This window comes from Vibrio crassostreae, assembly GCF_041439375.1.
GTDB lineage: Bacteria > Pseudomonadota > Gammaproteobacteria > Enterobacterales > Vibrionaceae > Vibrio > Vibrio crassostreae_D.
The window spans coordinates 1-15366 of the sequence record NZ_JBGONY010000048.1 but is presented as its reverse complement, the minus strand read 5'-3'; the positions used below and the strand labels follow the sequence as shown (position 1 = coordinate 15366).

Below are 15366 nucleotides of genomic sequence, written 5' to 3'. Positions count from 1 at the left end.
ATTTGGTGATATTGGGCATATGTCTATTGCATATCAATCAGCAAATCTTACGTTAGCGCAAATTCAAAAAATAATCGGAGGGGTGATGTTGTTAAGTCAGCATTCACCTCTTCATCGCAGATACGTTGTTGCTGAATGGCAGCAACGTATTATGCCTGCGTTTGAGCTAAACCAGTTTTGCTATTACGAAGATGAACAAGGTCGCCCAATTGCATTTTGTAATTGGGCGTTTTTGTCTGAGCAAAGCCGAGATGAGTTGTTATCTGGAGTGCGGGAAATTTCTTTATCTGACTGGCAATCTGGCCAGCATATTTATATCCCAGAGATGATAGCGCCATTCGGTCATGGCCGCGAAGTTGTCAATGACCTTCGTCGCCGTGTATTCCTTCCGTGGCAGGGGCAGAAAGTTTGTACGGTCCGCGGCAAGGTCAATGTTCAAAGTGATCGCTGTATCAGAAAGGTACAGTGGTTTTCTATTTAATCCGAAATTAGAGTTTATTTTATGGGAAAACCATTTTGGAGAAGTGTTGAATACTTCTTTACAGGGAGCTATACCGCTGACGATGGGGACAATAATATTGTTGCGACTAGTCTTATTGGCGGCGATATTCGAGCTTACGGCGGTGATGATCATATCACCGTCGCTTCAATTACTGCCACAGTTTATACGGGTAGTGGTAATGATACAGTCGTAGGCGGTGCGGCCCATCTAAAGGTAGAGGATTCTATTGGTAACCTTAGTGTAAAAGGTGCGGCTGGGTATGTTGATATCAATAAAAGTGGGGGTGGTGATGTCTCATTTGCCGGCCTTGCTGGTGGAGTTACTATTGACCACTTAGGTAATCGCGGTGACGTAAATTATGGAGGTGCAGCTGCATACAACGGTATAACCCGTAAAGGTCTAAGTGGTAATGTGACATTTGGTGGTGTTGGTGGTTACAACAGTCTTTGGCATGAAACAAACCAGGGTAACTTATCCTTTACGGGGGCAGGGGCCGGAAACAAACTCGACCGAACTTGGTTCAATAAATACCAGGGTTCACGTGGTGATGTGACATTCGATGGGGGCGGTGCGGCTAACAGCATTAGTTCACGAGTGGAAACTGGCAATATCACTTTCCGTGGTGTTGGTGCCGATAATCATCTGGTTCGAAAAGGTAAAGTTGGAGATATAACCCTACAGGGTGCAGGCGCATCAAATCGAATTGAACGTACACGCCAAGCTAATGACGTTTATGCTGAAACACGAGGGAACGTTACATTTGAAGGGGTTGGAGGGTACAACAGCCTTTACTCTGATGTCGCCCACGGAAATGTCAGTTTTTCCGGGGGGGGAGCCTACAATAATATTACCCGTAAAGGGATAGGTAAAGACTTCGACGGCGAAGGGATGGCGCATGTCAATGCCGATGAAATCGTGCTTACTCAAGCGGTACTAAGTGGAACTTGGATTGGCCAGGATCATCAAGTTACGGGTATAAAATCGACACGTGAGCCGAATACTTATCTGTTTGCTTTCTCGGATTCTAAGTACACCAAAATAAATAAAATTCAGCTGAGTAACGATCCTGAAACTGGAGAGCTTAAGTATTATTCTACCGCTTGGTACAAAGAAGGCGATCATTTAAGTAACTTAACGAGCCAGGATATTTCCTCTGAGAGCGGGTTTAACCCCGTTAAAGTCTATGGCGCATATACGCTGTCGGATTTGAAAGTTGAACACCAGAAAGCGGTGACTATTCACGCCGTTGAAAAAGACCTTACAGAATATGAGTGGGTGACCTACGCTAACGGTGCGGTGATTGATGCTAAAGACGTGTCATTATCTGATGCAAAAATGGGTGGGCATGCTATCTCTTCGGATGGCTCGACTGTCGATGTCAAAGCAGTTAAATCGAATCGAAAAGCAAACACGTACGTCTATGCAAAAGTCTTGGGGTCATACACAAAAATAGTTGTCGTCGAACTTGCAAACGATCCCGATACCGGAGTACTAAGGTATCAAGCTCGTCCTTGGTATAAAGAAGGCGACCACACCCAAAATTTGTCTAGTGAAGATATTTCTTCCGCAAACGGTTACAGCTCTGGGTACAAAAATGGTTACTCGTTGAGTCAGCTACAATACAGCGTTAATACGTTGAGAAGTACCAGTGAAATAGTAGCGGATATTGATGAATACAATGAACAATCATTGTTTAAGTCTGCTAGCGATGGTGGTGAAAGTTCAGGGGACGTTCGGTTCAATGGTGTCGGTGGCGGTAACGTCATCAAATCCAATGTGACACGCGGTAATGTCTACTTTAACGGTGGTGGTCTCGCCAACGTTATCCTTCACAGCTCTAAGTTTGGTGATACCGAATTTGTTGGCGGCGGCGCGGCTAACGTCATTGTTAAAAGTGGCGATGAAGGCGACCTCACTTTCCGTGGTGCTGGTTTAGCTAACGTGCTCGTTCATCAGAGCAAACAAGGGAAAATGGATGTCTACGCAGGCGGTGCGGTCAATGTATTGGTTCGTATTGGTGACGGCGAGTACTTAGCCCACTTACTTGCTTATGGCAATATTTCAGTTCACAAAGGTAACGGTAATAGTCGTTTGACTATGCTAGGCGGCTACAACACGCACACCCAAATTGGGTCTGGCAACGGGTTGTGGTTAGCGGTCGGTGGCTTTAATGTCATGACACAGGTTGGTAAGGGCGACATCGCTTCTGTACTTGTCGGTGGCGCGAATGTCATGACTAAAGTGGGTGACGGTGACCTCACGGCGGGTATGCTTGGTGGCGCCAATATCATTACTCATATTAGCGGTGATGAGACGGCCTCAAATACGACCGCAGTCGCACTTGGTGGTGCAAACATCCTAACCAAAAAAGGCAATGGCAATGCGCTTGCCGTTATGGGAGGAGGCGCCAACGTACTTACACATGTTGGTGATGGCTCGACAACTGGCGTCATGGTTGGTGGGGCGAACATTCTAACCAAGGTGGGCGATGGCGATACCACAGGCATTATGTTGGGTATTGGTAACGTATTGACTCATGTTGGCGATGGCCAAACACTTGGCGTAATGGGTGCTGCGGGTAATATCTTCACCAAAGTAGGCGACGGCACTTCAATAGCCGCTATGATCGGCGTAGGCAATATCTTCACTCACGTTGGTGAAGGGAACGCGTGGGCGCTAATGGGCGGCCTAGGCAATGTATTTACCAAGGTTGGTCATGGTGATGCATTAGCGCTTATGGTCGCAGAAGCGAATGTCTTTACGCATATTGGTGACGGCACAACAGTCGCATTAATGATAGCAAAAGGTAATATCGCGACTAAGGTGGGTAATGGTACCTCGATAGCCGCGATGGTAGGTAACGCAAATATATTCACTCAGGTGGGTAATGGCAGCACGTTTACTGCAATGCTTGGCCAAGCCAATATCATGACGAAAGTGGGTAATGACCTAACTGCTGCATTAATGATCGGTAAAGCGAATATCTATACTCACGTTGGTGATGGCACAAGCTTAGGTTTATTTGCTGGCGAACTAAACGTGATGACGAAAGTGGGTAATGGCACAACCTTAGCCGCGATGTTTGGTAAAGCAAACATTATGACTCACGTAGGAGATGGTCTTACTGGCGTACTAGCCCTTGGTGAAGCGAATATCATAACGAAAGTCGGTGATGACTTCATGGGTGTTGTCGCAGCTGCGAAAGCAAACGTAGTGACCCATGTTGGTGATGCAACAACCGCAGCTGTGTTGGCGGGTAAAGGTAATATCTTAACCAAAGTTGGCGAAGGAACCACCGTTGGTTTACTGATATCAAAAGTGGGCAATGTCATGACCCATGTGGGGGATGGTACGACTATTGGTTTGGCGAAAGGTAAAGCTAACATCATCACAAAAGTGGGCGATGGATTAGGCGTTAACGTGGCCTGGGGACAAGCAAATATCTTCACTCACGTTGGTGACGGTGATCGATACAACTTCGCCAAAGGTGAAGCGAACATCATCACCAAAATCGGTGATGGCCAAGAAGTTTCTGTGGTTCAAGGTAAGGCGAATGTCATTACTCACGTCGGTAATGGCGATGATTACACGGGAGCTTGGGGCAAAGCGAATATCATTACGAAAGTAGGTGATGGCCGTAATGTTGTTTTAGCGAAAGGTGAAGCGAACATCGTTACTCAAGTGGGTGACGGAGATAGCTTCAACGCACTTTGGAGCAAAGGCAATATCGTCACTAAAGTCGGTGATGGTATGCAGGTCACGGCGGCAAAAGGTAAAGCCAATATTACGACAACCGTGGGTAATGGCCTGAGTGTAACGGCGGCCTATGGTGATGCGAATATCAACACCAAAATTGGTGACGGTATTTCAGTGAACGTTGCATGGGGCAAATATAACGTTAACACCAAAGTGGGTGACGGTCTCAATGTTGCGGTGATGAAAGGCAAAGCAAACGTGAATATTCACGTAGGTGATGGCTTAGGGATTAACGCTTCTTATGCCAGAAATAACGTTGCTATCAAAGTGGGTAACGGTGATTTCTATAGCCTAGCCGTCGCGTCAAGTAACACGAGCAGCAATAAGCTTTCCGCACTGTTTGATAATATTAAACAAACTCTTCTTGGAGTGGGTGGCAGCCAAGCGATTAATTACCTAGTTCAAGGTGATGAAGCTTCTTCATCAGGAATTCAGAAAGGACGAGGTGCTATTTCAACGCCTGAAATCACTAAACTTGATGGTTTCGACTTAGATGAAATCGAAGAAGTGGGTTCCGATCTAGGAGACGGTTTAAGTGGAAGCGTGACCAACGTTGAAACGCCTGATCTCAGCAACATGGAAAATGAACTCAACATCGAAGAATCTTCAAATCAAACGCAAACACCTAACTTGATCGTCAATGGTGATTTTGAGCAAGGTGGTCTGGGATGGGAATCGACTCACGGTGTTGAAGTTGCCTCTTCAAGTAAGGATTATGGCGTAAGTGGTGATGGTCATGGTTCACTTGTTACAGAGCTAGATACTTATACTAATACAAGTCTTTCTCAAGATTTAACGGATTTAGCGGAAGGTGAAGTCATTGCGGTTAGCTTTGATTTTGCAAAACGTGCAGGTATTTCAAGCAACGAAGGCATAGAAGTTCTCTGGAACGGTAATGTTGTATTCTCAACTTCTGGCGATGAAGCAGCTTGGCAACAAAAAACACTTAAGTTGACTGCGAATTCTGGCAGCAACCGAATAGAATTTAAAGGCACAGGCCATGATGATGGGTTGGGCTATGTTTTAGATAATGTTGTGGCGAAATCTGAAACATCACACCAAGCTAATGCTGTTGCCGATAATGCGGAACAAAATCAAGCTGCGCAAAATGCAATGTCTGACAAAGAACGAGCGGAAGCCGATCGTCAACGCTTAGAGCAAGAAAAGCAGAAACAACTTGAAGCCGTATCGGGTTCTCAGGCTCAATTAGAATCCACCGATCAAGAAGCATTAAAGAGCAATGGGCAAGCGCAGCGTGATGCTGTGAACGAAGAGTCTGAAGCGGTAACTAAAGACCTGACGACATTGGCCCAGGGACTTGATGTGCTGGATAACAAAGCGGTTTATGTAGGTGAATCTGGTGAGCATTGGCGCAACCATTTCGCAGACGGTCTTTTAGAGGATGCTCAAACCAAATTAGGTCAGGCTAAAGATGTTGCTGGGGAAAGCATCATCGCTGCGAAAAAAGCGCACGTAGACAACCAAAAAAGTGTCAACGATTCTGTGGCGAAATCAGAAGCAGGCGTTGCGAAAGGCGAACAGAATCGCTCTGGTGCAGAGAAAGATATTGCGAATACTAAAGCCGACGCTGATGCGCGTAAAACAGACGCCACTACGAAAGCTAATGAAGCTAAACAAGCTGAATCGAATGCGAATAATTCAGCTAGAGACGCTGAAGAACGTGGTAATCGTGATGCAAGAAATGCTGAAAACAAAGCGGATCAAGCACAAGCGGATGCGAAAGGTTCAAAGCAGAACGAAGAGGATCGTCCTGATCGTCAAGGTGCTGTGGGCAGTGGACTTTCGGGTAAAGCACGCAGAATAGAAGGTGCAGGCGTCACGGGTAACCATGTGAATGCCAACAACAAGTCAAGCGCCGATGGCCGATTCAGTGAAGGATTGAGCGAGCAAGAGCAAGAAGCGTTAAACGATGCTGTTCAAGCCGTAAACCGACTACAAATCAATGCAGGTATTCGCTCTAAAAATACCGGAAGAGCTATCACTTCCATGTTCACTGAGAGCAATACCGACAGTATCAGAGTTGTAAATCGAGCATCACAAGATGTAAACCGAAAAGATATTCGCATTTCAGGTGTCAATCTTCACGGGCTGGGTGAAGCGGCTGACACTTCTTTAGCTGTAAGAAAAGGCGTAGATGGTTTTGACTTCTCATTGCTTGGCTCTAATGATGCAAGATTTGTCGATTCGACTAAGCGACACATTGGCAAGCTTTTAACGGATTTACCTAGTAAAGAGTTGAAAGTGGTAAGAAGTAACATTCAGTCAATTCAGCGTACCCCATCTGAAAAGAATCTTGCTGCCTTAGAGTTGGCTCTTCACCAGTGGCAGAAAAAAAATCCAAAAGAGTTCGCTCAACGTGGTGAGTTAGTTAAGACACTCCAATTTGAAATGGTGTCGCTGCAAAGCCATATTCAGAGGAACCGTTCGAAGGACGCCAATGTCTTTGGTATTGCAATTGATCCGAAAGCTGTTGAAGCGTTTGAGTCTAAGCTCGTGTTTGACGGTATTGGTCGTGTGGTTGGTTTGGTTGAACCTTTGACCGAGCACGAAATCAATAGCTTAAAGTCGTTCGGAGTGGTTTCACCGACTCTGACGAATTCAACTTCAGAGAGAGATGCGCCAAAAACTGAAAATGAGAGCCTTATTGAATTTATTTATAAACTAGGTCAGATAGAGACTACTGAAACTTATGCGAATGAAATACATGAGTTAGTAGAGCAAGCTAAAACGCTATGGATGAGCGGAAGTGTGACTCAAGAGAAAGCGGTTAAGCTGTTTAGCGAGGCTCATGAAAAGTTAGCAGAACACCCTAAACTGCAAACGCTGGCAAATAAATTACTGGCTGATGCAAAGAAAGATAAAGCGACAGGTCAATATCTTGATAATTTGTTTGGCCGTCGTTTTGACTCTGAAATAGCTCATGAGTTGGTGAAAACACCGACAGAACAAGCGATTAATACTTCAGTTCAAATCGGAACCAGTTTAGTTAATGATTTTGACGAATGGATACATGGCTTGCTGCCGGATGCGGGAGACGATGTGTTGCGCGCTGAGCGAATCCAGACAAAAATGGAAGCGTTTGCAGAAGAGATCGCTAAAGACAAGCGTCCATGGTTTAGTCGCGTCCCGACCTTAACTCAATTCCTTGAAACACCGAATTATGACAACTTCAAAACTATGATGACACAAGTTGATGATGGTTTCGGTGTTATAAAAGTTCCTTTCCTGGCTGTGAAAATGGCAATTACCCCTGGTTTGGGAATGGAAATGGCCCCGTGGAAAGCTGAAGGGGACCGTTTCTATCGGAATGTTATCACCAAGGCTCGTTCAACTGATGCGGTAATATCATCAGGGGTTGAAGGTGAAAACAAAGTTACCCTTATTGAAAAGAAAACCAGTGATTATGGTACGGCGCTTCAATATCAACCGAAAGGTGATAACTACGATGACTTTATAGAAGGCCGCAGTGTCGCAGATGGTCGAATTCTTACTCCGGGTAAAAAGACAACATTCGAAAGTAATGCCTTGAATAATGGTCTGCCGGTAGTGACGGGCGCGTCGGGTTCAACCAATATCATGACGCACCTGAACCAACATATTGCGAGTAAGAATCCAGGATTCTCTGTTGATCAAGCTTACCTAAACACCTTGTCTTTCTTAGTTTTTGACGGCGGTCACTCAGTCAACGAAAGCCTTGCTGTGTACAAAGCTTTGCAGGAAACGGGAGAGGATCGCAAAAAAGTATTGGAAAGCTACACCGCCAACTATCAGGATCTGATAGACCTAGTTGATGATAGCTCAAAGGGCACAGTGCGCGATGCGCTGGACAAGGCATTGGATAAAACGCTTAAGTTCTACAAAGAGCATGCTAATTCTGCATCAGATGAACCAGGGGAAGTGTTACCAGTTAAGAGGGCGACAAGTGACAAAGTTGCGGATCTTGAATCATTAGGAAAAAAGACCGGATTAAAAGTAGATTTATCTCAAGTATTTACGAAGCAAGAGCTGAAAGATAGAGCGAAAATTTTTGCTAAACCGATTGGTGCTTCTTATCAAAGTATCTTAGACCAAGTTGATTTGGTGCATCATTCCAATGGTCAAGAGCAGATGAGCGCGAGCTTTGAACTTTGCAATAAGATTAACGCTTATTTAGCTGAACATCCAACCTCCGGTCGTAATCATGCACTAACGCAATTGAAAGAGCAGGTAAGTACTGAGTTATTTAAAGGGGAAATGAAAGTTACCCAAAAGGCCATTGACGCTATTGCAAAGACACGCCCCGAACTTGCCGCTGACATTTATATGGTGGCGATCGAGGAAGCCAATGGTGAACATGCGGGTCTAACCGAAATGATGGTCCGTTGGGCAAATGAAGACCCGTATTTATCGCCAAAGCAAGGATATAATGGAGAGACTCCGAAGGATTTGGGCTTTGACGCTAAATATCACATCGAACTTGGCGAACATTATTCAGACTTCAAACAATGGTTGGAAAAATCACAGGCGAACGATTTACTAAGCAAAGCTGTCTTGGATGAAGCGACGAAAACTGTCCACTTGGGTTACAGTTACCAAGAGCTTCAAGACTTGACCGGGGTTGAGTCTGTTCAGATGGCTTTCTATTTCTTGAAAGAAGCAGCTAAGTCGTCGGATCGGAGCTCCGGCGATTCAGCTGAAATGATCTTGCTAAAGAAATTCGCAGACAGAAACTATGTTTCTCAAGTTGAAGCCGGTCGAATGGATCAAATTAAAGGTATTTACCACAGTAGTCATGAGACAGATGTTGAGAGCTGGGATCGCCAATATTCTGGTATTGGATACGAAGACCTAAGTAAGAAACTTGCCGAAAAGAAGAATGTCGAAGAGCAGCTTTCTCTACTTCTAAATGACCGTAAAGGTCTTTTAATTGGCGAAGTACATGGCAGCGATGTTAATGGTTTGCGCTTTGTTAATGAGCAAATGGATGTACTCAAGAAGCAAGGTATCACTGTCATTGGTCTAGAGCACCTGCGTTCGGATCTTGCGCAGCCACTGATTGACAATTATCTGGCTACTGGTGTGATGTCCAATGAATTAAGTGCAATGCTCAAAACTAAGCATATAGACGTTACTTTGTTTGAAAATGCACGTTCAAATGGTATGCGCATTGTTGCTCTTGATGCGAATATTACGGCTCGCCCTAACATTCAAGGGACAGAGCATGGGTTGATGTATCGGGCTGGAGCTGCAAATAATATAGCGGTAGACACGTTGCAAAAATTGCCAGCGGGTGAAAAATTTGTTGCTATCTATGGGAGAGCACATTTGCAATCTCACAAAGGCATTGAAGGGTTTGTTCCTGGCATTACCCATCGTTTAGGTTTACCGGCACTTAAAGTGAGTGAAACGAACCAATTCAAGATTGAGAAGGATGATGTGAGTCTACGTGCTGTTTACGAAGATGTCGTGAATAAACCAAAGATTGTTTTCACTAGCTCCTTAAGTGGAGAGGACGGTCATGTTAATAATAAACATGTTGATAGTTGGAAGCGTGTTGAAGTTCTACCTCAAACGGGTGGCGGGGAAACTCGATTTGATGGACAAGTTATTGTTCAAATGGAGAACGACCCTGTGGTGGCTAAAGCTGCGGGGAACTTAGCAGGTAAACATCCTGATAAGAGTGTGGTAGTTCAACTTGATTCAGACGGAAACTATCGAGTGGTGTTTGGTGACCCCTCGAAGCTTGATGGAAAGGTTAGATGGCAATTAGTTGGTCATGGCCGTGGTGATTCAGAAAACAATAATATGCGCATGAGTGGTTATAGTGCTGATGAATTAGCAGTCAAGCTTGCTAAATTGAATCAAGCCTTCAGTGGATCAGGAAGCATCACCACTCAACCTGATCATATTAGCGTCGTGGGCTGTTCTTTAATTAGTGATGACAAACAGAAAGGCTTTGGTAAGCAGCTTATTAAAGCGATGGATATAAATGGAATTCGTAGCGATGTTTCAGTCCGGAGCTCAGAGGTTGCGGTTGACTCAACTGGTCGTAAACACACTCGTGATGCTAATGGCGACTGGGTACAAAAAGCGCCACAACACAAAGTTACATTTAGTTTGGATGCTCAAGGTGAAGTGACGACGAAAGAAGAGCGTATTCGAAATGGCATTGCTGAAGGAAACATTAATCTTTCTCACGTTGGTATGAGCAAGACGGACGAGTCTGTCCGTGGGGCTATTGGTGAAAACAACAATGTTTTTGAGGCACCAGAAAAAAGAAAAATAAATCAAGGAACCTCCTCAACTTCAGGAAACAGCAATCAGCTCAGCTACTCTGGGAACATCCAAGTGAATGTGGGCGATGGCGAGTTTACCGCGGTGAATTGGGGCACATCTAACGTTAGCATTAAAGTGGGCACTGGTGGCTTTAAGTCATTGGCATTTGGTGATAACAATGTGATGGTTCATATCGGTAATGGTCAGAGCAAACACAGCTTCGATATCGGTGGCTATCAGGCTCTGGAAGGTGCGCAGATGTTTATCGGAAATCGCAACGTGAGCTTCAACTTAGGACGAAGCAATGATTTGATTGTGATGCTGGATAAATCGATCCCAACCCCACCACTTGTTAACCCGTTTGATGGGGCCGCTCGTATTTCTGGAGTTCTGCAAGGTATAGCAAATTCGGGCAAAGGCAAAGATTGGGTTTCTGCTCAAAATCAACAGTGGACATTGTCAGGCGCGAAGAAGTTCGTTAAAGATATGTCTGGTTTAGATCAAAGTAGCAGTGTTGACTATGACACTCTTGTGAGTTTGGATTCGCAAAATGGACGTAGTAGCCGAGGTTTGAAGAATGACACTGAAGCTGTTCTGAACAAGAAGTTCAACAAATGGTTAGGTGGTAATGACACCAGTGCAAACAAACTAAGTCGCGCAGATAAGTTTCGTCAAGCGAATGAGAAGTTAGCATTTAACTTCGCTGTTGGTGGTCAAGGTGCGGATATTCAGGTCACGTCGGGCAATTGGAATTTTATGTTTGGTGACAATATCCAGTCTATCCTTGATACCAATCTAGGTTCTTTGTTTGGCTTAATGACACAGCAGTTCTCTGCAACAGGTCAAGCGAAAACAACCTTCACATATAACCCTAAAGATTTACCCCGACAGTTAAAGAATAAACTACTTGGCCAGTTGTCTGGTGTGGGTGCGGATACGACACTTGGGGACATCTTCGGTGTGGATTACACCGCATCTGGGCAAATTCTTGCTCGTAATGGTAAGCCGGTAGACGGGGTTGCAATCCTCAAAGATATGCTGGAAGTGATTGGTGAGTTTAGTGGTGATCAACTTCAAGCTTTCGTCGATCCTACTAAGCTGTTAGACGATTTGAAATCGGGAATTGATATGGGCGCAGATGGCCTTAAGTCGTTCGCAGAAACTCATGGTTTGAAAGAAAAAACGCCAGAAGAGAAAGAGGATAAAGCATCAGTTTCCGTTAATGGGACCAACGTAAATGGTGTTCAAAAAAGTCGCGATGAGGCTACAACGCCTGAAAAAACCCCGAAAAAAGATCGTGCATTTGGTTTTAATTCGTTCAGTCTACCAAACTTGTTTACGACTATCTTTAGCCAAGATAAGCAAAAAGAGATGAAATCGTTGGTAGAAAACCTGAAAGGGAACCTAACGAAAGATCTACTGAATATGAAAGAAAAAACATTCGATTTCTTAAGTAAGAGTGGTCATTTAAAAGGGGATGGTGATGTCCATGTTTCTCTAGGAAACTATAACTTCAACTGGGGTGGCGACGGCAAAGATTTAGGGGCTTATCTAGGGGATAACAACAACTTCTGGGGCGGTCGAGGTGACGATGTGTATTACGCAACTGGTACATCCAATATTTTTACCGGCGGTGAAGGTAATGATATGGGCGTTCTTATGGGGCGTGAAAATATGATGTTTGGTGGTGAAGGTAATGATACTGCTGTGGTCGCTGGACGAATTAACCATGTTTTCCTTGGTGCTGGTAATGATCAAGCATTTGTCTTTGGGGAAGGTGGACAAATTGATACCGGAACAGGGCGAGATTATGTTGTGACTTCTGGTAATTATAACCGCGTGGATACAGGTGATGAGCAAGATTACTCAGTTACGATCGGTAATAACAACCAAGTAGAGTTAGGTTCGGGGAACGACTTTGCCAATGTCTTTGGGAACTATAATCGTATCAATGCTGACACTGGTAACGATGTGGTCAAGCTGTTGGGTTATCACGCAGTGTTGAACGGCGAGGAAGGGGACGATCACTTGATTGCAGCGGCCATGTCAAAGTTCAGTCAGTTCAATGGCGGTGAAGGACATGATTTGATGGTACTTGGTGGATACCAAAATACATTCAAAGGTGGGACTGGTGTCGACAGTTTTGTCGTGAGCGGTGATGTTATCGACAACCTTGTTGAAGACATCCGTAGTGAAGATAAGATTGTGTTCAATGGCATTGATTGGAATAAACTGTGGTTTGAGCGTAGTGGTTATGATTTAAAACTTTCTATATTACGTGATCCTGAAAGCGATACTAACCAAGCGAAGTTTGAACATATTGGTTCTGTCACTTTCGCTGATTACTTCAATGGTAATCGTGCACAAGTTGTTGTTGATATGAGAGATAAGGATGCGAAAGGTGAACGAGATTATACCGCGTTATCTGCCACCTCGATTGACGCATTGGTTCAAGCTATGAGTGGTTTTGCGCCTCAGGGTGGCGACAATGGCTTTATGGATAACCTTGATAGTAAGTCTCGAGTTGCTATCACTAAGGCATGGTCCGATGTTTCTAGAGGGAAAAACGCTTTTGCATAGCTAATAAACTATAATTTCAAACATTAATCTAAGCCGTCTTCTTTTTGAAGCCGGCTTTTTTATTTTAATTCTCATACAATGATTGATTTAACTTCATCTGGAAAGCATTTTTAAAGTGTCTGATTGTTAGGTGGTTAAGGCATACGTTGTTGCATAGATCGAGTTGGTGGTAATATCATCGCGTAATATGTAAGAGTGGTTATGTTACTCTGTATTAATGATGCGTGATTAAAGTATGGAAATGTGCGATACGCCATGGAAAGCGACGTAGAGGGTTTGACGACTCAGATAATGCTCTTCTATGAAAAAGAGCATCATATCTCCCGCTTCGAACGCTACAAGATTTCATTGATTCTCTGTTTTTAAAGTGTTTGGCGAGGACGAATAGAAAGTCAGAAAGTACGGCCATGAAAACGGAGAACTTGGCGAACGCTCTATCTCACAGTGGATGTAGGTACGCATGAAATCTTTGTGTAGAGGTAAACCTCGTCGATGTAGTAATAGTGTAGTGCTGCCAACATTACTTAATCTACCTCGAAGAAAGAGCAATGATATGTCAGGTAACGGAGCTTGTGATACGAAGGTGTACCATTAAGTACTGCCCCGAAAAGGTATTATTCCGTTAACCTCACAGCGTAAAAATACAAGTAACTGGGAGCCTGGGCATTCGAGATATGACGCAATAGGAGTGTTAAAAAGTGATGCAATAGCCCAGTGGAAAGTTCACTCCGATTATCACGTTCGAGCAATATTTGAAACAGTAATTTTACGATCTAAGGGGGTCACTAGTGGTGAATGAGCTTGAGGAATTAGAATTCTCCGGTAGGTTGTTAGTATGTTTTTATGCATATGTACCTTAGTCAGCTAATTTTCCTATAGAGCTTAAAGGTTCCGACTTTCCGATTAATGAGCTAAATCAATCTTAGAATGTGGCTCAATCCAGCATCGATGTTAATGGAATAAGAAGTGCATAACAACAGTATCAAAATCTGTGAAAAATAAAACATTTTCAAAGCTGAATTTTAAACTTAAATATGGTTAAATATAAGAATATATTTAAAATATAGGAATATATCTTGCGTACTTCAATCAATACTAAACAAAAACCAAAAGGACAGCTTCTTTTACGTACTCTTTCTATGCCTGCAGATACTAATGCGAATGGTGATATTTTTGGGGGGTGGATAATGTCACAGCTTGATTTAGCTGGAGCAATCCTAGCTCAAGAAATATCTGGAGGACGGATAGCAACAGTTTCAGTATCAAGTATCACTTTTAAAAAACCAGTAAAGGTTGGTGATGTCGTTTGTTGTTATGGTGAATGCGTTAAAATTGGTAGAACATCAATGTCGATTGATTTAGAAGTTTGGGTAAAACCTATTCAAGAAGATAAGGTTAATCTAAGATTCCAAGTATGTGAAGCTAATTTTAATTATGTAGCTATAGATTTGTCAGGGAAGCCAAGACTGGTTCAAAAATTTTCTGATTAAATAGCTTGAGGCTTTAGTTATATTAAACTATTAACATTCAACGGTGAACTATAGTTACTTTTTTAAATGAAATATTTAAAGCTATCTTTGGAAGTTAGGTTTTTAATTGGCTAAGTAAGATGGCTAAAAATTGGCGATGTTTAAATATTACTTATGAAGAGGGAAGAGAGGGAGCTGGCGATCTTATCCATATCAATGGAAAACATGAATATCAAAGAATAATATTGTCTTGGATTGATTTAGTTATGGGCAGGCTAACTAGTGTTTGACTTCGTTAGACCTGCCTAGATATTTATACTTTAAAAATGGTTAGTTCGTTTTTTTGAGATTCTGCTAAGAGCGCTAGCTCATTTGATGCCTGTAGTGTTTGATTAACTGATGAAACGTTCTGCTGTACCAAATCGAAAGCTCGTACTGCGTTTTTTGAAATTTCTTCAGTGACGTTGTATTGCTGTTGGGATGCATTGGCTACGAGTGTATTTATATTAGAGATTGACTCGATTGTTGTAGATATCTCTTCAAATGAAGACTTTATCTGATCAGCTAGAAATACGGATTTCTTGATTAATAACACGTTCTCTCCCATATTCCGGTTCGCTTTTTCAGATTGAATTTGCAATTTTTCGATGATACCTTTAATGCTGATGGTGGAGGTTTGCGTCTTTGAGGCTAAGTTCCTTACCTCATCAGCGACTACAGCAAACCCTCAGGGCGCGAGCATACTTTGATGAATTTATAATCCAAAGAACACTCGGGCTCGAT

General features: G+C 43.4%; 3 protein-coding genes and 1 pseudogene. 3 read left to right on the top strand and 1 reads right to left on the bottom strand.

All coding sequences use genetic code 11. The features are described from left to right. Positions 1-19 precede the first annotated feature (19 nt). The 3 genes from rtxC to yciA all read left to right on the top strand — a co-directional run bounded on the left by rtxC (position 20) and on the right by yciA (position 14604). Positions 20-481, top strand: a complete 462-nt coding sequence (rtxC, locus tag ACED45_RS17705) for an RTX toxin-activating lysine-acyltransferase RtxC (protein WP_032545857.1) — start codon at positions 20-22, stop codon at positions 479-481. Positions 482-502: 21 nt separating this feature from the next. Then, a complete protein-coding gene (gene rtxA, locus ACED45_RS17700; protein WP_371714622.1) occupies positions 503-13114 on the top strand; it encodes an MARTX multifunctional-autoprocessing repeats-in-toxin holotoxin RtxA in 12612 nt (4203 codons plus the stop codon). A gap of 1076 nt (positions 13115-14190) precedes the next feature. Then, the gene (yciA, locus tag ACED45_RS17695; RefSeq protein ID WP_017082562.1) at positions 14191-14604 is read left to right on the top strand and encodes an acyl-CoA thioester hydrolase YciA; all 414 of its coding nucleotides are present in this window, start codon (positions 14191-14193) and stop codon (positions 14602-14604) included. 292 nt (positions 14605-14896) lie between these two features. On the opposite strand, the pseudogene ACED45_RS17690 reads toward yciA, so the two are convergent. Further along, positions 14897-15310: pseudogene (locus tag ACED45_RS17690) on the bottom strand (methyl-accepting chemotaxis protein); the annotation flags it as partial. Positions 15311-15366: the final 56 nt, after the last annotated feature.

Coding starts and splice junctions, on each gene's coding strand:
- rtxA (WP_371714622.1), top strand. CDS start 503: ATGGGAAAACCATTTTGGAGAAGTGTTGAATACTTCTTTACAGGGAGC.
- rtxC (WP_032545857.1), top strand. CDS start 20: ATGTCTATTGCATATCAATCAGCAAATCTTACGTTAGCGCAAATTCAA.